The following is a 25564-nucleotide window of genomic DNA, read 5'->3' as shown; positions in this document are numbered from 1 at the left end:
TTCTTTTAAAACATTCTTAACCTATGCTCCCAAAACAACAGCGGTATACGCTGTATGTATTACTTCTGATACTATTATCAGTAGCTTGTACTACGGCAATAGCCAATTCTAAGGTAAGTACCTTATTTGAGGAAGTATCTTTAGTACTTGAAAAGGCTGTTTCAATTACCACTAAAAAACGACCCACTTTAGATAAAAATATTAATGTAGCTCCCAAATTAAATGTGACTGCACCAGCAATGTTTGCGACCATCATTCAAGGAGCGGATAATATTGTTAACTGTGATGATAACGGCTTCACGATAGCTCGTTTTAATCTATGTGGAGATTTTGATGACCGCATCATCAGCTTGTCCGGTGGTTCTTATGCGAATGTATCTTGGCAAATCTTGGGGGGTTCTTGTAGCCCAGATATAAATACAGAGTGTCCTAATACAGGCTCTTGTTATACCCAAGTTTCTGGTGGACAAACTTTTTTGTTGGATGCAAGTACGGTTCCTTCAACCTCTGGTGCAGAGTATCGCGTAATTGCAGACGGACAAACATATTATTTCAAGGTTAAAAAAAGTACAATTACCCAAACCTATGTAAAACAAGATTATATCTGTGGAGTGGATGGTAGAATTCAGATTACCAATTTATCTAGTTCTTATGAGTACAGTATGAATAGCGGAAGTGGTTTTGGAGCTTGGCAAGGCGCTATTTTTTCCAATTTAGCAGCGGGTACTTACAATATAAAGGCTAGACTAAAGAATACGGTTAATACGTGTGAGTATCCATATGAACCCATTACTATTGAACAAAAGGATATTCAAATATCTGCAACTTTTCAAGATGCATTGTGTAGTGGTGATACAGGTAGTATTACGGTAACAGCATCAAATGTACCTGGTCCTTATAAGTATACCTTATTGAATTCAAGTGGAGTGGCTCAGGAGTTTACAGCGTTTGTTTCAGATAATCCATACACATTTTTTGCAGTTGGTTTTGGCACCTACACGGTTCAAGTTGAAACACAACAGTGTACAGGTGATCCATTAAATGGAATTAATCCTCCAAGACAAAATTTAGACACCAGTGGTAACCCTTTGACCATCGGAGCAGGAGCTTCAGCATTAGATGCTTCCACAGAGGTTAACAATAGTTTTGGCTGTTCTGATATATCTAGTGTAGATATTACTCTAAATACAACTGGGGGTTCTGCACCTTATACGTATAGGGTCAATGGAGGTCCGGTTCAACCTTCATTTGGGAATGCCTCAACAGATTCTGGTACTACTACGTATACTGTAACTTCTGATGGTACCTATGATTTTGTGATAACCGATAGTAATGGTTGTAGTATTAATGCTTCTTCTGATGTCGAAACATTATTACCACCAGATGTTACAGTAGCTGGTATTGATGGTAGTTGTAGTAACGGGGGTGCAAAATTAGATTTTACAATTAATAACGGTAGGGGTTATAATATTTCGTACAGAGAAAGCTCTTCTGAATCATGGGTTAGCACACCTCAAATTACGGTGTCAGCAGGGACATATACTAATATAGAAGTACGGTACCAGCAAGGTGGCTTTGAATGTACTTTGGCCTTACCATCGGTTTCAGTAAGCATGGTAGGTTCTTTGACCGGTTCTGCGAATAAAATTTCTGATGTCACCTGTACCATTGGTGGTACGAATGGAGGTCAAATTGATTTCGTCGGTCCATTTTCAGGCGGTTCAGGTAGCGGTTATGTTTTTAGTATTGATGGAGTAAACTTTACCGCTACTACGTCATACATCAATTTATCTGAAGGAATTTATACACCTATTATTCGGGATGCAGGTGGTTGCCGTTTAGAATTGACTCCTATTGAAATTTTTGATGTTGACCCACCAACGAATCTAGATTTTACGCAAAGTAATATAAGTTGTGCAGCAGGAACATCTGATGTCCAATTGACTCCAACCAGTAACGCAGCTATAAATAGATATGAAATTATAAGTCCAAGTTATATTGATAATGGCAATTCTAATACCTTCATTGGTTTGCTTACTTCTCAAGCTTATATTTTTCAAATAACCGATATAAATGGTTGCACATATACGGAAGGATTTAGACCAGTGGTCTTTAGTTCTATTAGGGCGAGGGTAAAGTCTGGCGGAGACTTAAGAGTTTGTAATGGAGCTGCTGATGGAACCGGAACATTTATAATTGATGGTTTTGAAAATAATTATACCTATAGTATTAATGGAAGTTCTACTTCGGCACCACAGAGCGACACCGAGGTAGATTTACCATTATCTGGTGCAGGTACGTATACAATCACAATAACAGATGCAGATACTGGATGTACTGATACAGCGTCGTTCGTTATTGAAGAAGCTCCGGTTTTGGATTTGAGTAGTAGTACGATTACTCCAATGAGTTGTTCGAATGGAAATTTGGGTGCGGTTAGAGCAACAGCAACAGGTGGTTGGGGAGCTTTTAGATATACATTAATACCGCCAACAGGCTCTCAAGTAGGTCCAAAATCTGGAAGAAACTTTAGTAATCTTTCTGCTGCCGGAACCTACACATTGACGGTGGAGGATTCTGAAGGCTGTACAGATACTTTTACATTCGATTTAAATCTTATTGCTCCACCTTCAATTTCTTTGGATGGGCCTACATCTGATTTTTGTTACATTGCTGGAGTTGGTGCAACGGCTACAGTCTCTTCTAGTGCTGGTACGGCAGCATTAGTAACCCATCAGTATAGAATTAATGGGGGAACATTACAGGTTAGTTCTTCATTTTCGGGTCTTGCCCCAGGAAATTATACGATTGAAGTTGTTGATGGAAATGATTGTTCCGATAGCCTTCCTGTTACTATTGAGCCTCAATTAAGAGTTAATACCAGTATAGAGACCGAAATACCTTGTGGGGGAGCGCCAGGTCAAATTAGGGTAAGTGTTAATGGGGGATATACTGCGGGAGCGGGACCAAAACAATATGAGGTTAGTGCAGATGATGGAGTTACGTTTGGTGCACCAATAGCACTTTCTTCGAACAGTTTTTTATTTGATACTGTAATCCCAGGGGATTACGTTTTCAGAATTACCGATAATAACACGACCAGTAGTGGTTGTGTTGCGAATTCTGTGGTTATCAAATTGAATCCACCTCAAAACATTGCTGCGGCTTCTTATGTGGCCAGGCCGGTAAGTTGTAGTTCAACTAATAATGGTGCTGTTACAATAATACCTGATGCAACCAGTGGCGTACCCCCATATCAAGTGAATTTTAACGGAGCAGGTTGGGATACACAAACAGTGTTTTCCAATTTAGCGGTAGGCACTTATTCATATATAGTAAGAGATGCAAGAGGTTGTGAAACAGTTGTCGATACTTTTGATATTATTTTGGATACCACGTCACCTCCAGACGCAACAATTACCGAAGTGCCAGCAGTATGTGGTAGTAGCGGTCCGGTTAGTGGAGGGATAAGTGTTGATGTAGTTTTAGATGGTACTCCTAATTTTGATTTTATAATAGAAAATAACACTGGGGTAGAGGTTACTCGTAGAGAGGGTGTAGACCCTTCTTTGTTTCCTTTACAAATTTTACATTCAGGCTTAGTAACAGGTGATTATACTATAACTACAATTGATTCAAATGGTTGTACTGATATTGATACAGTTACAATTACTTCTAATGAAGTAGTTATTACTCCAATTCCACCTCCAACACCTATAGATTGTGATGTTAATGCGTTTACCTATGCAGTTAGTGTTAGTGGTGGTTCTGGTTCATATCAAATCCGATTAATTGATCAGCCCAGTTTTTACAACCTGAACGATACACCAAGCGCAAATGACCATACTTTTAGTAATACTATAGATGGCATTCAATATGGTATAGCCTATACAGTTGTCGTTTTAGATGTAGTAACAAATTGTACTTATGAGCAAGAAATTCCTCCTATAGATGGTTTTTCTTCATTAGAAGTTACAGCTAATTCAACTCCTGGAGCATGTGATTTAAATAGGAACGGAGAAATAGCTTATGATATAATTGGGTATACAATTGGCGACAATTTAAGAATTGTACTAATCAATAATGAAGATGGTTCAAGCATTATTCTAGAGAATTCTGTAACGACAACTTCCTTACCTTATGCTGGTACGTATTCTGAGTTACCGGGAGAGTATCAAATATTGGTAACCAATTTAACTGACACCTGTACGGATGCTGCATCTGTTATCATTAGTCAAAATTTACCGAGTATAGATATTCTATTAGAGGTGCCTGCAAATTGTAATGCATTGGGACAGATAACTGTTCAAGGACGTGGTGGTTCCGGAGGACCTTATGAATTTGCTTATATGGATAATGGGGTGATACCAACATATCCATCTGATTATACCGATGAAACAACTTTTGTTGCACCTGAAGGTGATTATGACGTATATGTTAGAGATATCTCAGGATGTATTTCATTCAATATTGCCACGGTAATATTATTACAACCAGATTTACCAGTACCTACTTTTACGGTTGTAAATCAATGTGATCCTACGTCTACTGCTTTTGATATTACGGTTAGAGTACCGGGTTCGGTTAACACTCCGAGATTTACTTTGGGTGGAGATGAACAGTTGCCAACATTAGTAGGTGGAAATTGGGAGTATACTTATACTGTCAGCAGTCCAGGTGATTATGTGGTTGATGTAATTGATGCAAATGGTTGCACAAGTCAGGGTACTGCTACTGTATATGACTTTTTATCAGCAACAGGAGATTTTGTGACCGATAGCACCTGTAATGATGCAGATGGTGAAATTCGAATTTTCACTAACGGTGGTAGTGGTGATTTTAGTTATGTCCTTACAGGAACGGATTACAACTCTAATGCTGTAGGACCAAATACTCAGATAAATAATCCTTTATTTACAGGATTAGCTCCGGGGAATTATGAAGTTCTAATTACGGATCTTATTGTAAACGATGGCTTTGGATTTTGTGACGATACCGTTTCAAATATTATATTAAATCAAGCTGCACAACCGGTAATTATATCCGAAGAACCATTTGATATTAGCTGTAGAGATGAAAATGATGGTCACATAGATGTTGTTGTGGGTCCTGCAAATGCTTTGGTGCCATTTACATCACAAGACACACCAATAACCTTTATTTTAAATAACCTAACAACGTCTGCAGAACACGATAGAAATACAACAGGGTCATTCTCAGGGCTGCCTGCAGGTGACTATCAAGTTCAAGTGGTAACGGCTCGTAATTGTGAAGTTTTGTCTGCAGTGCATACTATAGATAATCCAGCAGCTTTTGCTATAACCGCTAGCGCACCAGATTTTACTTGTGAGCCAGGCGCAAATAGATACAGTTCAACAATTATTACTGTTGGTATTATTGACGCTGGTACAATTGGATCAGGATATCAGTATAGCATTACCGGTTTCTCCAATTATCAAACAGGTAATACATTTGAGATAGTAGATACAGGTTCTGCACAAGATATTACGGTTTATGCAATAGATGGTAATGGGTGTCAGACAACATTTGATGTGCCAACGATTAATCCACCTACGGATATAGTGCCAACAATTATCGAAATAGATGCATTAAATTGTAGAGATGACGAACGTGTCCGTATAGAAGTAATAGGCACAACTGATTTTACGGTGAATACGGTATCTGTAACTATAGTTGCCCCAGTAACAAATGCTTCTGGTACTAACTATGTAGATGTATATATTTCAGACGTTGGTGATTATTTATTTGAAATTACAGATAATACAGTTGGTTGTACGTACCCTATGCCTGTACATACGGTAAATGAATCTGAATCACCTACTGTAGTAATAAGTGAAGCAAAGCCAGTAAGTTGTGCCGTGCCAGGGAATGATGGTGCATTGTTTATCACTGTCGGTAATTACAGCGGAACCTTTGATTATATAGTTTATGAAGCTACTGATGTTACAAGAGCGACACCATTGGCAACAGGAAGCTTTGATACGAATAACTATCCAGATATTAGTGGAGATGCGGCGCGTATCGAAAATTTGATTGGGGGTAATTTGATTGTAGACGTAGTATCAACCGGAATACCATTTTGCCCATCAACAAGTAATGTTGCAAATATTAGAACGCCAAATGGTCCGTTACTAGTAAGTGCTATTTCAATTGGTAATGTTGGTTGTACAAATGATACAGGAGAAATTGAGGCCACAGGTACTGGTGGTTGGGATATTTTGCCATATGAATATAGATTGCTATTGAGTATAGATGGAGGTGCTACTTATTCAACAGAGGTAGTTCCATTTTCGAATGTGAATTCGTTTATAGATTTAACCTTCGGATTCTATCAGGTAGAAATAAGGGATTCTGAATTATGTACCAACACTTTTGAGATAGAATTAGAGGAAGTGCCGCAAATTGTTGCTGGTATCAGAGAGCCACAAGGATTGGATTGTCCTAACGGAAACAATGCGGTGTTAGAAGCATATGATACAACTTCGGGAGATGTGTTAACTGCAATTGCAGGAGCAAGCGGTGGTTTTCTTGGAGCCGGTTATAACTATACGTTACTTTATTTGAATAGTAATGATATTACCGATATCGTATCACAAAGTGGATTACAAAACACACCTACGTTTATTGGCGATAGTGGAGGATATATTAGTGCAGGATGGTATGCTATCGAAGTATCATCAAGCTTTGGTTGTTCGTATGTGACAGAAGCTTATTATGTTGACCCACCACCACCAATTCAGCCCTTATTAGTACAAACAAGGGTGCCAGGTTGTGGTGGCGATGGTGAGATGAGGTTAACGGTCGAGAATCCTGATTCTTTATTTAACTATGAGTACTTGCGAGTTGAAAATGATATAATCATTGGAACGTATCAACCTATGACCGGAAATTCAGTTTTAATTTCTGGTGTTGAGGGTATTACCTATCAGTTTGATGTTAGAAAGGTTAACGCTGCGGGAGCATGTCCGCCAGTACGGTCTAATGGTATAACAATGACCAATGCAACAGGCATTACCTTACTACCTAATTTGCCAGATGATATTTCTTGTGCTTCAGAATTGGACGGTAGAATAGAATCTTTTGTAAATGGAGGGGTAGGGCAAGACCTCTTTTATCTTTATGAGGGTGACCCGTTAGATGCCTTCAATCCTGCACCTACCGCTACAGTAGTTCGAGGCCCTCAAGAGAATGGCACATTTGAAGGTCTTCCTGAAGGAACAAGTTATTACATCGCTGTAACTAGCGGAGCTACTTGTATGGATATTGCGGGTCCTTTTGAAATTATAAGACCAGAACCGATAATTTTTGACGCTGTACCAACCAATGTAACGTGTAATGGAGAAGCAGACGGTTCTATTACGGTTTCTGTGAGTAATGGTGGTGGTGGTTTAATTCAGTTTGCCATAGCGCCTAATTTTAATGAATTCTTTAGTGATTCAGATAATCCTGGCACCTATACCTTTGATGAACTTGAAGCAGGTACTTATGAAATATTGATACAAGATGAAAATGGTTGTTTTGAAAAAGATTTCATTACCGTTGAGGAACCTGATCAGGTTCAGGTTATAAATACGAGTACTACTCCAGAGCTATGTATTGGTGCTAATAATGGTTCAGTTGTATTTGATATTATTGGGGGTACACCATTTACTGATATATCAGTGAGTCCTTCCCCTTATTTTGAATATAAAATTGAGATGATTGATCCTGTAGATGAAACAGGTACCTCCATATTTGCACCTTACGTTGGTACTATTATTGAGGATTTACAAGGAGGAGCATCTTATGCAATCTATATTCAAGATGCTAATTTATGCGGAACCACAGAAATATTCACTATTGATATAGGGGTAGATTTAACTGCAGAACCACAGGTTCAGTATGGTTGTGAGGGTATTTTTCCAACAAGTACAACAATTATTAATATGTTGGACAATGGGCTATTTCCTCAACTTATGTTTGCGCTTGACCCTTTAGACCCAACAGATGCAATAAGTGCAAACGCAACAGATGAGTATGTATGGGGTGACTTACCCGCTGGCGAGCATATTGTATATATTTACCATGAAAATGGCTGTACAAATAATGTAGAGTTCACTATAGAAAATTATGAGCCACTAAGTCTCGCTGTCGATAAAACAGGACCTAATGAAATTATGGCTTTAGCAACAGGTGGCTACGGTGAATATGAATACTTCTTTAACGGTGAATCATACGGGCAGGAAACAACATTCACTACCAATGAAAGCGGAATGGTAAACGTTAGAGTGATAGATGCAAAAGGATGCGTTCTAGAGCTAAACGTACCTTTCGAGTTTACGGGTATGTTAGAATTTCCTAACTTCTTTACACCAGATGGAGATAATTTAAATGATGTATGGTCTCCAAAAAATAGAGGTTTATTTGCTGGTGTAGTTGTGAAGATATATGATCGTTATGGTAGAGTGGTAGCTGTATTAAATGAAGTCAACGGTTGGGATGGAACGTATGAAGGTAAGGAAGTTCCAACAGGGGATTACTGGTATGTAGTAAATGCCAATAAGAATGAAATTAGATACGTAGGTCATTTTACATTATATAGATAACTAAAAGATTGCTGTAAAAAGGAGATACAAAATGTATCTCCTTTTTTGTTTTAACACCAGATTTAAGGTATCTTAAAACAGAATTATAAGCTTATAATTCTGGGCTTCATTTTATTTTGACTTTAAAAACAATCCTTTTTAGGTACATTTGATAGACAAATTTTGCTATCGTTGATGAAGTATATTTCATATTTTATTTTATTAGTTATTTTTCAGAGCTGTGCTTCTCAGGGTAAACCTATTCTTATAGATGCTCAGATGGAAACAAGTGTAAAGGAGAAGCTCGCCTATTATTTATATTATCCAGAAGACTACCAAGAGGAGCCAGAAAAAACATTTCCAATATTACTTTTTTTACATGGAGGTGGTGAATCTGGCGATAGCCTTGTTACCGTTAAAAGAAATGGTCCTCCAAAATTAATCGTTCAAGGTAAAAAATTTCCATTTTTGATACTTGCCCCACAAAATCCGAATGCAAAAAAGTGGTGGAATACTAGAGCAGTAAAACAGTTGCTCGATTCTATAGTTGATGGAAATAGAATTGACAAGAGTAGAATTTATCTAACAGGGTTGAGTAGGGGAGGCGGAGCAGCTTGGGAGTTAGCCGTGCAATACCCTGAAACATTTGCAGCAATGGCCGTAGTGTGTGGAATGACGCCTTTACCATATGCGTCATGGATTAATAAAAAAATGCCAATCTGGGTATTTCATGGCGAAAAAGATAAATCAATTCCTATTTCTGAATCTGAAACTATGGTAGCTAAATTAAAGGAAATGGGATATGATGTTATATTTACAAAATATCCTAATGTAGGACATAGTGCGTGGATTAAAGCATATGAAACTGAGGCGCTTTACGAATGGTTTATGAATCAAGAATTGAAATAGTTTTATTTTTTAGCAGGTATGAGTAGTAAGAAGAATTTAAAGTATAGCGTATTTTTAATTCTATGTTTATTGTTACTATATGGAATTTGGTATTTGAAGACTTCTATTGAAGTCTCAGCATATCTTGAGCCTGAAATAGTAGCTACCCACTATAACGGTTCCAATTTTGTGGGATCTCAGACCTGCATGGAATGTCATGCAGATATTTATACTACCCATCTAGAAACTGCTCATTATAATACATCATCTACGGCAGCTAAAGAACACATTAAAGGAAGTTTTCATGCAGGTTCCAACGAATTGAATTTAAAAGGTGTTCGGTTGAAAATGATGGCAGAAAATGATCAGTATTTTCAACTATCAAAAGCGAAGTTTGGCGACACGAGTACAACCAAATCTAAAATAGACATTGTTATTGGCTCTGGGGTTAAAGGCCAAAGCTATCTTAGTTGGAACGATAGTAAATTAGTACAGCTACAAGCATCATACTTTAAACCAACCGGCTCTTGGGTTAATAGTCCAAATTTTCCTGACTATACGCTAAATAGAAAGGTCGATGATAATTGTTTAAAATGTCATGTAACCTTTGCCAAGAATATAAACGAATCTGGAATCGGGAATACTTATGATCGTTCAAAAATGTTGCTTGGAATAGATTGTCAGCGGTGTCATGGGCCTTCTGAGGAGCATGTTAAGTATCACCGTTTAAACCCTAATGTCTTAACTGGTAAATTCGTTGATAACTTTAAAGCATATTCACGACAGCAACGTTTAGATGCATGTGCAGTATGTCATTCTGGCTTACAAAGCCAGCAAATTAAGGGTAATCCATTTTCATTTTTGGCTGGAGATACTTTAGCCTTGTTCTCTAAAACGTATAAGAACAGAACTACCACTACTAAATTAGATGTACACGGGAATCAAATGGGATTACTAAGTGAAAGTGAATGTTTTGTAAACTCCCCAAAAATGGATTGTATTACGTGCCATGATCCTCATAAAAACCAGAGAGGTAATATCAATAGTTTTAATTCAAAATGCTTGAGTTGCCACGATACAAACGACCTAAATACTGTGGTTGAAAACCATAATCATGATAATGAACAGAATTGTGTTTCTTGTCATATGCCTTTAGTGCCTTCTGAAGTCATGAAGCTAAAGCTGGAACGTGAATCAAAAGAAATACCCGTTTATATAAGAACTCATCTTATAGGTATCTATAAATAGTGTTGATTGTACTTTCATGAATATTCCCAATAAAAAAGGGTGGCTAAAATAAAATTTTAACCACCCTTCAAACAACAATACTTTAATAGTACTCTTTAAATTCTAGTAAGCCGGATCTTGTGTCAATGTTGGCTGACCTTCGATTGAAGATCTATCAATCGCCTCAATTGGAATAGGGAAGAATTCATTTTTCCCTTCTACAAAAGATCTACCTTGTAAATAAATTCTTTGCTGTGATTCACTAGCGATATATGCATTAAGTACTTCTGCAGCGATACCCCAACGCTGTAAATCAAAGAATCGATGACCTTCTAAAGCAAATTCAAGACGTGTTTCAAAACGTACTGCTTTTCTAGCTGTTACAGGATCTGTCCAAGCATCTTCATACGTGTTGATATCATAATTTGCTGCAGGTGTGCCCGCTTCAATAGTAAAGTCATTACGATCTTCACCTTGTGTAGCTCTTGGAACAAACCCATCAGGATTTGCAGCTCTTGCTCGTACAAGGTTCACCAATGTTTTGGCTCTTTCTAAATCACCCAATTCAACTTCTGCTTCAGCTAACCATAAGTAAATCATGTCTAATCTCATGATTCTGTAGTTATTGGCAGAAAGGTTACCCCAGCCACCTTGACCAAAAGCTTCTGGTTCAGCAACATGTTTCATAGAGAAGTATGGCCCAGCATAAGAAAGGTCACGTACAAAATCAGTTTGATAAATCTTAAACCCTTTATATAAAATACCTGGACGACCAACTGAATGGTCTAATCTTGGATCCAATGTACCTGTGTACGTAGACAAGGTAGTGGTTTCATCTGTTTCAGATGAAACGTTAGTATCATTGAACGTGTCTAACATAGGTAATCCATCTTCAGTCTTATACGCATTAACCAAATTCTGTGAAGCTTGGTAGAACCCACAACATCCCCAAGGGTCTGTGTAAGGGTGCGCCAAACCAATACCTCTATTAGAAGCATCACCAGATGCACTGCTTATAGCGTATTGAACTTCAAAAATAGATTCCGTATTGTTACGAGTAGCTACTTTGAAATTGTCTTCAAATTTATCCATTAACTGAAATGGCCCATTATTAACAATATCATCTAATATGACCTTAGCCTCACCCATCTTGGCAAGATTAGGACTTCCATTGGTATCAAAGCCTTGATATATTTTTGCTTTACCTAAAAAAGCCTTGGCAGCCCAACTTGTTGGTCTACCTACATCGCCTTGTGCTGCGGGTAAAACAGCTGCTGCTGCTTCTAAATCAGCCTCAATTAACGGCCAAATTTCCCTATCGTTAGGGATTTTTGTGCTCTCTAAATCATTAAGGGCATAATTCTCATCGCTTATATACGTGGGCATTCTCCACATTTTTCTAGCTTCCATATGAAAAAGACCTCTTAAGAATCGTGCCTCTGCAGTAATCTGTGCTCTTCTTTCTTCACTAATATCCTCTACATCTGTTAGCGTAGTCAAAACCAGATTGGTTGCTGCTACACCTTTGTATAGACCTCTCCATTTATCTCTGATATGAATGTTGAACGATTGAAAATCGTACCCTTCAATAAAAGATTGTTCTGGTTGATCACCTGCATCGGTACCTTTTAAGGCATCATCGGAAGCAATGTTAAATACCCAGCTATGGATGTCATTGTGCCAAGTCTGGCCTGTTAGACCACCGCCAGGCACCATGGTATAGGCCCCAATAAGAAGTCCTTCAACCCCATCTGCAGTTTTTACATCCCCTTCGCTAAAACTGCCTTGAGGTTCACGTGTTAAATATTCATCACTACACCCGGTTATAAACACCAGTGCGGTGAGACAGGCTGTGAAAATTAAATTCCTCTTTTTCATGATATATATTTTTTGCATTTAAATTAGTTTAATGTAATGTTAAGACCCATTAAGAAGGTTCTAGAAACTGGTAAGAATCCACCATCATATCCAAGGTTTGTATTGTTTCCTGTTTGAACTTCAGGATTTAAACCTGTGTATTTGGTAAACGTAGCCAAGTTTTGGCCTTGAACATATATAGATGCTCTAGAAATGCCACCAATAGAAGAAAGCAATTCTTCAGGAAAGCTATACGTTAATTGTACATTTTTAAGTCTAAAGAAACTACCGTCTTCAATAAAATACGATGATGGTCTACTACTAATTTGGTCGTTCGCATCCATAATTGGAACTGTTGCGTTCGGGTTAGCAGCTATCCAAGCACTTGGTGCAGCTGTTGGGTTAGTAGGTTGCCATGCGTCATATAAAGCACGTTTAGATCTGTTACCTTGAAAGGTGTTGAAATCTGCAAAATAACGGACATAGTTATAGATGTCATTACCTTGAGAACCATTTCCAAAGATGTTAAGTGCTAAATTCTTGTACGAGAAATCAAGATTGATACCATAGGTAAAATCTGGGTGAGGACTACCAATAACGGTACGATCATCATCATTGATGACACCGTCACCATTAATATCTGCAACTTTCAATTTACCTGGAGCATTGTAATCACCATAGGTTGGCCATGCATCTGCTTCAGCTTGCGAATTGAAAATACCTACCGTTTTGAATCCATAAAACGAAGATAGTGGAGATCCTGCCTGAGTAACCGTTAAGGCTGGTACCCTTCTTGATCCACCAAAAAATCTGGTGTCTGCACTTTCGCTCAATTTATCGACGTTGTTGGTATACTGTGATAGATTAGCATTAACGCTATATCCAAAATCACCTTTTTTATCACTGAAACCTAAATTAAGATCAATACCCTTATTCGTTACACCACCCACATTAAATCGTGGTGCGTCTGCCTGACCTGCAGTATAGGTAACAGGAACTTGAAATAACATGTCTGTAGTAACACGATCCCATACGTCTAGATTGAAATTAACTTTGTTATCAAACATGACTACATCTAAACCAAAGTTGTTCGATGTGGTTGTTTCCCACTTTGCATTAGCGTTACCAAAAGATGCGGTAGAAAAACCAATTGTAGGTGAACCGGTATTACCATCAATCGGGTAACCACCTGTACCAATATCTGAACGGAAGGTTGTAAATGCATTGTAATCACCTATCTGTTGATTACCAGTTGTTCCCCATCCGTATCTTATTTTCAGGTCATTAATCCAAGAAACATCTTTTAAGAAATTCTCATCAGACATTCTCCATCCTAAACTGAATGCAGGAAATAACGCACTACGGGCAGCTGATTGAAATCTTGAAGAGGAATCGTTACGTAGTGTAACCCCAGCAAGGTATTTTCCGTCATAGTTATAATCTATTTTACCGAATTGTGACCAAAGTGTATAATCTTGGTTTACAAAACCATAATTACCTGCTGTCGTAGCGTTACCTAAATCTAGATAACTTAAAATATTTGGAGTGTTAAATGCAAAACGCTGACGACTAGCACCAAAACGTTCTTCAAATTGTTGAATGGATTCAACCCCTACATAGGCAGAAAAATTATGAACCTCATTATATGTTTTAGCATAATTTAATGTATTGGTCCATGTCCATTGGTACTCATATTCTTCTCTTGCAGTTGAACTATTGATAAAGTTTCCTTCTACATATTCTGGTTGAGGACGGCTTAAATCTCTTTGTCTCTGTGCACGAACATCAACACCAAAGCTTGACCTAGCAGTTAAACCTTCAATTATTTCATAATCTGCATACACATTACCCAAAAGTCTCAAACGGAACGTTCTATCATCTTGATCTCTTGATAAACTCGCAAATGGGTTAAAGTTGTTTCCTAAGTTGGCACCTCTACTACCGGCAAAATTTCCAGTTATGTCATAGATAGGTAATAAAGGATGGTGTTTGTAACCTGCGGAGACTACGTTTTGCTCTTCATCATTAGCAAATCTCCCTTTTTGATTATCAAAAGACGCTGTAAAATTTTCGCCAATTGTTAGCTTGTCGTTTAATCCTTTAAACTCCGTATTGGCACGCATAGAAATTCTATCATAACTGGTGAACTTTGTAATATAGTCAGCAGAAAAATAGCCTAAAGAAAAAGCATATCTGGCTTTATCAGTAGCACCAGATGCAGTAATGTTGTGACTTTGAATAGGAGCTGAACGAGTTACCTCTTTCCACCAATCAGTATCTGCTGATCTTGTAATGGCATAAATATTGCCTTCTTCTAAAGCATAAAGGCTTGGGTCTGTACCTGTATCTCCTTGATTTGCTCCACTTGGGAAAACAAAATCAGGTATAGTTACCTCTCCATTAGCGCCAAAGGTATATTGACCGTGACCTGGTGTTTTACCAGCATAAAGGTCAGCTAAATATAAATATTGCCCTAATTCTCTCGAATTTAATGCCTCAACATCATTGTCTGCAGTCTGCGTACCATAATACGTATCATACGTAATTTTTGGGGCGCCCATTTTACCTTTTTTAGTGGTAATGATAATTACACCGTTACCAGCCCTAGATCCATAAATAGAAGCAGCAGAAGCATCTTTAAGAATCTGCATAGACTCTATGTCATTTGGATTTAAATTTGCTTGAGCTTGGGTTGGTACACCATCAATAATATAAAGAGGGTCATTGTTTCCTACGGTACCAAAACCACGAATACGTACGGTAGCTTCCCCACCTGGACGTGCATCGTTAATAATACTGACACCTGCTGCCCTACCTTGTAATTGTTGCGCAAATGTTGTTGCAGGAGTCGCCAAAAGCTCATCTACATCTACAACTGATACTGCACCTGTCAAATCTTTTTTGAGCTGTGAACCATAACCGGTAACCACTACTTCGTCCAATCTACTGGCATCTTCTTGCAGTGTTACATTAATGGAGGTTTGATTGTTAATAGCAACTTCCATCGATTTGTAACCAATGTAGCTAACAACTAAGGTAGCATCACTTGGCGCATCGATAGTGAAATTACCATCAAAATCCGTTTGGGTACCGTTAGTCGTACCTTTCACTAGAACACTAGCTCCAGGTAATGGGCCCATTTCATCTGAAACCATTCCTGTAACGGTTGTCTGAACGATAGTTAGTTTAACATCTGTTAAAGCATTTAATTTTTCATTTGCTACCATGCTTTGGGTGCAAATACAAGCTAAAATCAATAAAAACCCAGTACTAAGGAAAGATAATCTTCCTTTGGATTTTACCGATTTGTAATCTAGTTTTTGATTCATAATAAGTTGTTGTTTAGTTAAATAATTAAATTTTTCATTTTTGAGTTGAAAATGAATAAGTGTTAATATTAGTTAATATTTGTCTTACATGCTAAATATTTCGTGATTTATTTTCGTAATGTTAATTAGCAATTATCATCAACTCATTGAACTGATGTTGTTTACTGAGAAATAAGGGTCTATTCGATGTGATGTATTTGCGTTGATTGTTGTGTACATCCATTGAAATCGATTCTTTACAATTATTTTAACGAATGTTATACGTACTTTGAAATAAATAGTACCATTAAAAATGGAATAGATGAACTTCAGCAAGTTCCGCAGTCATTCCCATTTTGGCAATGACTACGAAAGATTTAAAGTTTAAACTCTACACCATAGAATGTAGTAATTATTGCTACGACGATGCTTTTAGATATTACCTATTATTTTTTTGAAATATTCTGATAGAATCCCTGTTTTGGGATACAATGTAATACGGCCTATTTTCTAAATTACTAGTGATAGTTTTTATGTTTTTAGCATCCCCAGTAACTATAAAACCACTCTCTTGTGGTGAAATAAATTTGAAATTTCCATTCGTGTCATTTTTTAATAGCCCACCGTTAAAGGCATCATATCTGCCAATAAAAATTTCATTACCAAAGTTGTTGCCAACCATTAAAATATCACTGTTTTGATCACTATTGTAATCAAGGGTAATCATCCCATTAATAGGAGCAATTTGAGCTTCCATGGGTAGAGGATTATGCTTAAAAGTACCATTTCCAAGGTTTTCTAAGACACTACTTTTGTCATAATTACCAATTAATGTAGTAGATCCTTGCAGTTCTGCTTCACTAAATAGATTAGAAATGGTTGCTTTAGAATATGATTTAAATGAGTTGTATTTTGCCCTAAATAGAGGGCTTTGACCATTTAAGTCACCCCAGAAATTTACAGGAAAAGACTTATATATTGGGTTTTCAAAACTAGCCTTATAATACGCAAACATCACGGGATCGATGGTGCCGTTATAATCAAAATCTTTAGCTATTACCGTTACGGGTCTTTCTGAAGAAGGTTGATATATATTGTTAGCACCTAAATTACCTACTATAAAATCTATATCACCATCATTATCTATATCTGTTTTAACAATGCTTTCCCACCAACCTAACAGATTTTCAACCCCTGTATTGTCTAATTTTTTAAAACTGGTTACGTTGTTTTTTAAAATAGTTATGGGCATTAATTCACCTGTGATTACCAGATCATCATTACCATCTGAATCAATATCTGCCCACACTGCATCGGTTAACATTCCTAAATTTCGTAATTCTGGAGCAACTGTGTCAGTTACATCTTTTAAAAATCCTTTGTCATTTTTTAGTAAATAGCTTTTTTCTGGTTTTGGATATTGGGAATAAGGAGTTCGACCTCCAATAAATAAGTCTTCATAACCATCATGATCATAGTCGGCTGTGACTACAACAGATCCACTTGCATTGATAGCCGGTAATCGGTCTTTCGCAATAGTGTAATTGCCATGACCATCATTCATAAGTAGCCTGTCTGTATATTGTATGCTTTCTGCTTTAAATTCATTACTTCCTGAAACTAGATACATATCTAAATCACCATCATTCTCTACATCGAAAAATGCAATGCCTTCTTCTTCATACTGTATGTTTTCTTCATCGTCGAATAGAGGTTTCTGAATAAAATTCCCTGTTTTATCCTGAAAAAATAATTGTGGTGAAAAACCGGCAGAACTACCAACGATAAAATCTTCTGTTCCATCACCATTCATGTCCGCTACAGCCATACATGGACCATTTTGGGTAAATTTATGAGGTAGAATTCGTTGTACGTTATAATCAACTATATCCTTTTCTTGATGTAGATGTGCAACTCCAATAGTTCTAGATACTTCCTTAAAAATAGGGATGTTATTCTTTGGCGCTAACGGGAAAATGAGCTCTTGAAAAGCGATATTCGACGCATTAGAATGTTCAAGGGTGATTTTTTGATTGCTTTGAATATTTGTTAGTTTTTGGTACTTACCATCGGGCCAAAGAATCTCTACTGAACTTGCTTGGGTTTTATTACCTAAACCAAAATGAATAATATCTTGAACAGTTGACATATACCCTCTGTAAGTATGATGCTCTTGAAATTGAAAAGTACTATCTGCAAATCGAATTACCACCTTGGCTCCGACGGCTACTGATTTTGTTGCAGATCCAATTAAGTCGATGTTCAAATAGTTATGATTAGTCTCTTTTTGTTTATCAATTGTGTTTCGAAAAATAAGGGCTTCATCATTTATGTTATTTACGATATAATCTAGATCACCATCATTATCTAAATCGGCAAAGGCAGCACCATTAGAAAAAGAAGGTATACCAATGCCCCAAGATGTACTAGCATCTGTAAATGTGTTATTCCGATTATTCTTAAATGCGTAATTCGGTATTTTTATTTTGGGAATTGAATCTAAAATCTGCGCCGGGCTTAAATATCGACTGACATTAAATTTGAAATCTCCGAAATCTAAATCTGTGATATCCCTTGGAAATCCATTGGTTATAAGCACATCTTTGTAGCCATCATTATCCATGTCAGCAAACAGAGGCGACCAACTCCAATCTGTTTTTGCAACTCCAGCCATTAATCCAATCTCACTATAGGGAACGCCATTACCATTCCCTTTTTGAAGCATATTTCTAGTATACTGGTACTCATAATCATATCTTTCATTAAGTATGTATTCTGTATACTTGTGCCCTGACAAGGTGGTTTTTAACCTTTGATTCGTTGCGCCTAGCATGTCTAAGGTTATAATATCTAGAAACCCATCATTATTAAAGTCGGAAATATCATTTCCCATAGAAAACTTACTTTGATGCTTTATGTTTTCTTTGATTTGATTTTTAAATGTTCCGTTCTGATTATTGATATATAGAATGTCATTGGTCAAATAATCGTTGCTGACGTATATATCAGGCCAACCATCATAATTTAAATCTGAAATTGCTAGGCCTAAGCCGTAACCTTCTATCGTAATACCTGCATCTACCGTTACATCTTTAAATGTTCCGTCGCCATTATTTCGATATAATCTATCGTTACTTAGCGCCGATCCGTCGGTAATTTTTGTTCTATAATTTGCAGGGAGGACATGTATATCAACATTATTCAAAACATATAAATCTAAAAGGCCATCTTTATCATAATCAAAAAAGGTTGCGCCCATGCTATTGCCTGGTTCTTCAATGCCGTATTCTTTAGCCCTATTTTTGAACTGAGGTATTTGGTTATCATCCAATCCTTGGTTTATAAAGAGTATATTTTCTTTCTCATCATCTTTTGTCAGCATAGCGGAGCAAACATATATATCTAAATAGCCATCGTTATTAATATCTGCTAAGGCGATTCCTGTATTCCATTTATTCAAAGCCTCAATGCCAGACTCTTTAGAAATATCTTTAAATTTAAAATCACCTAGATTTAGATATAGTTTGTTGGGTACTTGGTTACCGCTAAAAAAAAGATCGGGTTTACCATCATTGTTGAAGTCACCAACAGCAACACCACCTCCATTAAAAATGTATTCACTAGTGAGTATATTAAAACTGTCGGTTTCAATGATTTTATTGTTGAATTCGATTCCTGATTCAGAGGCTGGTACAAGTTGGAAGAGGGTATTATTCTTGTTGTCACAAGAAATAATACTGATAGTTAAAGATAGTAGTACTATAGCTGAAAAAACCCGCATACATTTTAGTTTAATAAGATAACTCGATTAAATGAGTTTAAAAATAAACTAAATAAAGTATACCTAATGCTTGTTTTTTGAACTTCTTACACGTCTTGATGTTCTGCAAGTGACTATAAAATAGTTCAACCTTAAATACGGATGTAAAAAAATTACTTAAAAACTTCTATCTTATCAAATTTTGAAATCTTCGATAGATTTTATCATCTATGTTTGCCATAGATATGTTCAAAAGAAATATAAAGTTAGCTGCTTCTAAAAAATTACTCCTGTTTATATTAAGTCAAATCAAAGAATGTACTCTTCAAAAGCCTGTTGTGCATATACTATACGTATTAATTTGGCTCCGAAGTGGTAATTTTATGGATTTGTGATGCATGTAGATTAGGTGATTAATCAAACGTAAAGAAAGTAATTTTTACTTGAGTTATATGCAAATTATCTATTCATTTAAAAAGTTAGATTCCTAGAAATACCTCCACTTTTGTTAAAGAAATTAATTTCTAAAATTTTATCAGTAACCAAAATGTTTTGGGTCGATTGAGAATTGAAACTATCACCCCAATATACTTCTTGAATTCTTTTTGAGCCATCCGTATAATTAAGAACTGCTTTAACTTCATCAGGTTTGAAATTTACAAGCTTACCAGTTCTTTTTTTGATGTACTCATGGATCTTTAATGAATCATTATTCTGAGAAGCAATTATTAATTCATTTCCGTTGTTCAAATTCACATTGACCAAAGCCTTCGCGTCACCAGGTACATAAAAGTGAGTTTCATTTAGTGATAATGCTGTCATTTTTAAATCACCTTCATTTTTTAGAACTAAACCAAGCAATGCATCTGCCATGCCTTGTTGAACTTCCATCCCAAAATCATTACCCACAACCACAACATCTAATAATTCATCAGCATTAATATCTTGTAATAGTATGCCATAGATAGGAGCATACTGTATTTCCATAGGTAGCGGATGGATTTTAAATTTACCGTTACCTAAATTTTCAACTAAAGACGTTTCCATGTAATTAAAACTAAGTTTGGTGGCATCATCAAGTAGGCCATCGCTAAACATCTCAGGTAGTGTAGCAGAACCAAATGCTCCGAAAGAATTGTATTTTTTTCTTATACCGACATATTGTTTGATAACATCTTGCCACGGATGATAGAGGTATTCTTTTTTAGTACCAATACTATCTCTAAGATAAAATGATAGCAATGGGTCAATTGAGCCATTATTGTCCAAATCTTTTGCATATAAACGAATAGGTTGGTCCTCGGTACCTTGAAAGTTTATATTTCGACCAAAATTGCCAGCTATGTAGTCGGTATCCCCATCATTATCTAAATCACCTGCAGATAAGCTATTCCACCAGCCAAGTTTGTTTTGAATACCAGAGTTATCAGTAACTTCAACTAATTTACCTTCTCTGTTTTCAAAAAAGCGAAGGGGCATCCATTCACCTGCTAAAATCAGATCTGGCCAAAAATCGTTGTTGAAATCAGTCCATAAAGCATCACTTATGAGCCCAGGAAATTCTAAGTTCGGGTTTATCTTCTTGGTTACGTCTACAAATTTTATTGTATCCCCTTCAGATTGATTTTCAAAAATATAGGACCTATCAGAAGAAGGGTAGGAAAATGGTAAAACTCTACTACCCACAAAAAGATCTAAATCTCCATCCTTGTCAAAATCAGCAGCTTTAACACAGGTCGAATTTGTGTTCAAATCAGGAATGGCATCAGAAAAATCAGAGAAATTTCCTTTGCCATCATTAATTAATAGCTTGTCTTTATATAAATTATCACCTGAGGGATATTGAGCGCTTCCCCTAGCCAAATATAAATCTAAATCCCCGTCTCCATCAGCGTCAAATAATAAAGAGCTAGAATCGTCTTCTAGCTTTTCATCACTTTTATACGAGACTATAGTTTTTGTAAATGTACTTTCTGAAGTCTGTAAAAACCAAGCCTCATTTTCACCTCTACTAGCGGCTATAAAAATATCTTCTAAATTATCACCATTAATATCTCCAACAGCAATTGAAGGGCCATATTGAGAGAATTTGTGTGGTAAAGTTCTCTGAAAATTAAAATCAATAAAATCATTATCCTTGCTCAAATAATTTAATCCTAGACTATCTGATGCCTTGCTAAATAAGGGTGTAATAGTATAATTATTTACACTAAGTTTTGAAGGTTGATACGTGTACTTGTTTAGCTTATTTATGATACTATTAGTTTCAATTTGTACATTCCCGTTTGGCCAGATTATTTTTAAACTATCCACTTTTTTTGTTTTTCCAAGACCAATATGAAATGTTTTCTCTGGTTGTGATAAATATCCCCTACCTGAAAGTAATGATTGGCGCTGTTGTTGGTTGTCATAATAGGCTATAATACTACTACCAATTGCCTCGGGGTTGTTTTCCTCTCCTACGAGCTTTATTCTCAGGAAATTTTCATCTGGAGATATTTCATTTAAATGGTTTTCCATTAATAAAACTGGATCATTAATATTATTTATTACTAAATCTAGATCTCCATCATTATCTAAATCGCCATACGCTGCTCCATTAGAAAAAGTGCCAAAATTCAATCCCCAGTCTTTTGTCACATCCACAAAACCTTTTCCTTCCGAATTTTTAAAAATAAAGTTTGGAATCTTAATTTCAGGTATGGCTTCAATTAACCTTTCTTTGCTTACCAATCTACTGGCGGTAATTCTAAAATCACCAAAATCACGATCCGTAACATCTTTCGGGAAACCATTGGTAATAAGTAAATCCTTCCATCCGTCATTATCATAATCTGCAAATAGGGGGGCCCAGCTCCAATCTGTTTCTTGCACCCCAGCATACATGCCAATTTCACCGAAAATTGGTAGTTTGCTCTCTGGATTGATACCTAAATTCTGTTGTAAAGTGTTTCGTGTGTATTGATGCTCATATAAATACTTTCTTGTGAAAATTTCCTTTTGATAACTGCTAGGACCTTGAAATAGTTTTTTTCTTTTATTGTAGTAAGGTTGCATTTCGGTCGTGAAAAGGTCCATACGGCCATTATTATTGACGTCTGTAATATCACTACCCATAGATGAAAGACTAAAATGTTTAAAAATTTCACCAGCCTTATTTGTGAAGGAGCCATTTTGATTGTTAATATAAATTAAATCATTACTTAGAAAGTCATTCGCAACATAAATATCTGGCCATCCATCTTCATTAAAATCATTGATTAAGGTACTATGGCTATACCCATGATATCGAATACCTGCCTGTTCTGAAATGTCAATAAATTTTCGTTGATTTAAACTGTCTATATAAATATTTTCATATAATATGTCTTTACTTTTCGAAGTGCCGTCATCAGTTAAGGGACTAAATTCATTTGGATTTATTCCCTCAATACGGTTCACTCCAATAAATACATCTAAATCACCGTCGTTGTCATAATCAAAAAACTGCGCATGAGAAGAATAGGTCTGGTCGTCTAAACCATATTTTGCAGCTTCTTCTTTGAAAATGGGAATATTTGTTTCGCTATTTCCTTGGTTAATATACAATAGATTTTTTCTAAGTGTACTATCTTTTCTAAAGGTATTACAGATATAGATATCCTGTAATCCATCTAAATTTATGTCAAGAACCGTTATTCCAGAAGACCATTGTAAAGTGTCTGTTTTTCCAATATTTGCTTCTTTGCTAATATCTTTGAACTTTAATTTACCTTCATTGAGAAACAACGTATTGTCCACCTGGTTACCAACAAGGAATATATCTTCTAAACCATCTCCATTTATATCGGCAATGGCAACTCCTGCTCCATTATATACAAATTCATTGTCTAAAATGTTGATGGAATCATTTTCAAACAATTGATTGTTAAAGTTAAGTCCTGATGTACTGGTGTCAACTTTTGAGAATAGTGGTTTAGATTCCGTCTTATTACATCCTGAAAGAATACTTAGTGTTAAAAAAATAGCTATTTGGAATTTTAAATTCTTCATTTTTATTTTGAAATATACTTTTACAAATATGCAAGAACCTAATGGAAGTAACAAAAAAAAAGGCTACCATAATTGGTAGCCTTTTTCTAAAAATGTAATTACTATACTATAATTAGTATCCTGGATTTTGTATTAAAATATCAGATCCAGTAATATCAATTTGTGCTTGTGGTATTGGGAAAAATTCATTTTTACCAGTCGTAAAGCTCGCACCTCCAAATTTGGTAATCAACAATGTTGATTCGTAATCTAAATAAGCATTAAGCTCTTCAGCTGCAACTCCCCATCTTACCAAATCAAAGAAACGATGTCCTTCTTCTCCAAGTTCAAGTTTTCTTTCGAAACGTACTGCATCTCTTGCAAAATCTGCATTAGGAAAAGAAGTATACTCAGATATTACATAGTTAGCAGCATTATCAGCAGAATCATATTCCTTCACCCAATGTTCAGAGTTTGCAGCTCTTCTTCTTACTTGGTTGACATAATCTAAAGCTGTAGACAAAGAACCACCTGGTGCTTCTATTTCAGCTTCTGCGGCCATTAATAAAACGTCAGCAAATCGAATGATTGTATAATTCATTGTTGCATAACCACGTGTCCATGAGCTACCATCAGTAAAGCTATTTTCTTGACTTCTGTAATAAATATATTTCTTTGGAGAATATGGTCCAGCGTAAGGTTGGCTACGAATCCATGCTTTTCCTGGGTGTTCAATCCAATCTAAATAAGGAATTCCTCTTCTACCAATTACATGATCAATTCTAGGATCTAATGGGTCTGCATCTTCTACAAAAGGCTCATCTGCTTCAAGGCCAAAATCATTTTTAACTGCATTTGCAGCGCTATTATAAGATTTGTCTAAAAGAGGTAAACCATCAGCTCCTGTTCTAAATGAATTTGCCATTTCAAAACTAGGTTGAAAGAAACCACAACAGTTACCAGGGCCATCAGGACCTGTGTTGTATGGGTAGTTTAAATCATCAAAAGCATTCGAATTTTGAACACTACCCGTATTATTTGCAGATTCTACATCAAATACAGCTTCTGCATGATTGTCATTTTCCGCATTAAAGATTTGGGCATAATCATCTAACAAAGCATATTTAATACCATTAGAAGTTACTCCATTATCTATAACATCATCAAACCAAGTTTTAGCTTCGCCAAATTTTTGTTGATACAATTTAGCTTTACCCATCAATGCCGCAGCGGCCCACTTATTTACGCGGCCTGCTCCATTTACACCAGGCAAATTATCATAGGCAAACTGTAAGTCAGCCTCAATAATAGCCCAAGCATCACCGTTGTTAGAAAGTGTTGCCAAATCTTCTGAAGCGACAGTTTCATCAAAAACTACGATATTGTTAAAGTGTTTTTTTAAATCGAAATAAAAGTGACCTCTAAGCATTCGAGCTTCACCTGAAAGTCGTGCGGCGTCTGCTGCTGATAATTCAGTTGAAATTGTTATAGCCGTCAACACTTTGTTGGCTCTGCTAATCCCTTCATATCTACCTTTCCAAAGATTGTTGAAGTCATTGTTTGGATCTATTGGGCTAGCTTCATAGCGTTGAATAGGGTTAAGGGAACTATAATCTCCCGCATCCGTTCCTTTATTGGCTTCGCCACCAACAATTGATCCGGTAGCCCAATGGTTAGGGCCTTCAAAACGGTTACCGAACACGCCATTAAGTGCAGAGTACGTACCAATTAATAAACCGTCTATACCGGCTTTGGTGCTTACTTGAGCATCTGCAAGTGAGTCCGTTGGGGCTACTTGCAAAAATTCATCACTACAAGACATCGATGCCAGAAGCAACGCGCCTATAAATAGTGATGGTTTTTTAAATTTAAATGTTTTCATAGTTTACTTTTTCTTAAAGTTACTAATTATTGTATAATTTTTTGAT

The 25564-nt window shown here is 36.4% G+C and carries 8 protein-coding genes; 3 read left to right on the top strand and 5 right to left on the bottom strand.

Translation table 11 applies throughout. The features are described 5' to 3' along the window. Positions 1-23: 23 nt before the first annotated feature. The 3 genes from ES765_RS07245 to ES765_RS07235 all read left to right on the top strand — a co-directional run bounded on the left by ES765_RS07245 (position 24) and on the right by ES765_RS07235 (position 10721). Positions 24-8606, top strand: a complete 8583-nt coding sequence (locus tag ES765_RS07245; protein ID WP_138112716.1) for a T9SS type B sorting domain-containing protein — start codon at positions 24-26, stop codon at positions 8604-8606. Between the two features lie 174 nt (positions 8607-8780). Continuing rightward, a complete protein-coding gene (locus ES765_RS07240) occupies positions 8781-9494 on the top strand; it encodes a prolyl oligopeptidase family serine peptidase (RefSeq protein WP_138112714.1) in 714 nt (237 codons plus the stop codon). 18 nt (positions 9495-9512) lie between these two features. Beyond that, positions 9513-10721: a multiheme c-type cytochrome gene (locus tag ES765_RS07235; RefSeq protein ID WP_138112712.1), complete on the top strand. Its 1209-nt coding sequence runs from the start codon at positions 9513-9515 to the stop codon at positions 10719-10721. A 102-nt stretch (positions 10722-10823) separates the two neighbouring features. Here the strand turns inward: ES765_RS07235 and ES765_RS07230 are convergent, their stop codons facing one another. The 5 genes from ES765_RS07230 to ES765_RS07210 all read right to left on the bottom strand — a co-directional run bounded on the left by ES765_RS07230 (position 10824) and on the right by ES765_RS07210 (position 25518). Beyond that, positions 10824-12578, bottom strand: coding sequence for a RagB/SusD family nutrient uptake outer membrane protein (locus tag ES765_RS07230; protein ID WP_212744218.1), 1755 nt, complete (start codon positions 12576-12578; stop codon positions 10824-10826). Between the two features lie 23 nt (positions 12579-12601). After that, a complete protein-coding gene (locus tag ES765_RS07225; protein WP_249356269.1) occupies positions 12602-15886 on the bottom strand; it encodes a SusC/RagA family TonB-linked outer membrane protein in 3285 nt (1094 codons plus the stop codon). 418 nt (positions 15887-16304) lie between these two features. After that, a complete protein-coding gene (locus ES765_RS07220; protein ID WP_138112708.1) occupies positions 16305-19646 on the bottom strand; it encodes a VCBS repeat-containing protein in 3342 nt (1113 codons plus the stop codon). 450 nt (positions 19647-20096) lie between these two features. Further along, the gene (locus ES765_RS07215; protein WP_138112707.1) at positions 20097-23657 is read right to left on the bottom strand and encodes a VCBS repeat-containing protein; all 3561 of its coding nucleotides are present in this window, start codon (positions 23655-23657) and stop codon (positions 20097-20099) included. A gap of 112 nt (positions 23658-23769) precedes the next feature. Next, positions 23770-25518 (bottom strand): RagB/SusD family nutrient uptake outer membrane protein, encoded by a 1749-nt coding sequence (locus ES765_RS07210; protein WP_138112705.1) that lies wholly within the window; start codon positions 25516-25518, stop codon positions 23770-23772. Between the last annotated feature and the right edge of the window lie 46 nt (positions 25519-25564).

It is taken from the genome of Maribacter sp. ACAM166, assembly GCF_005771495.1.
GTDB lineage: Bacteria > Bacteroidota > Bacteroidia > Flavobacteriales > Flavobacteriaceae > Maribacter.
The sequence above is the reverse complement of the archived record's forward strand: the minus strand, read 5'-3'. Positions and strand labels throughout refer to the sequence as shown.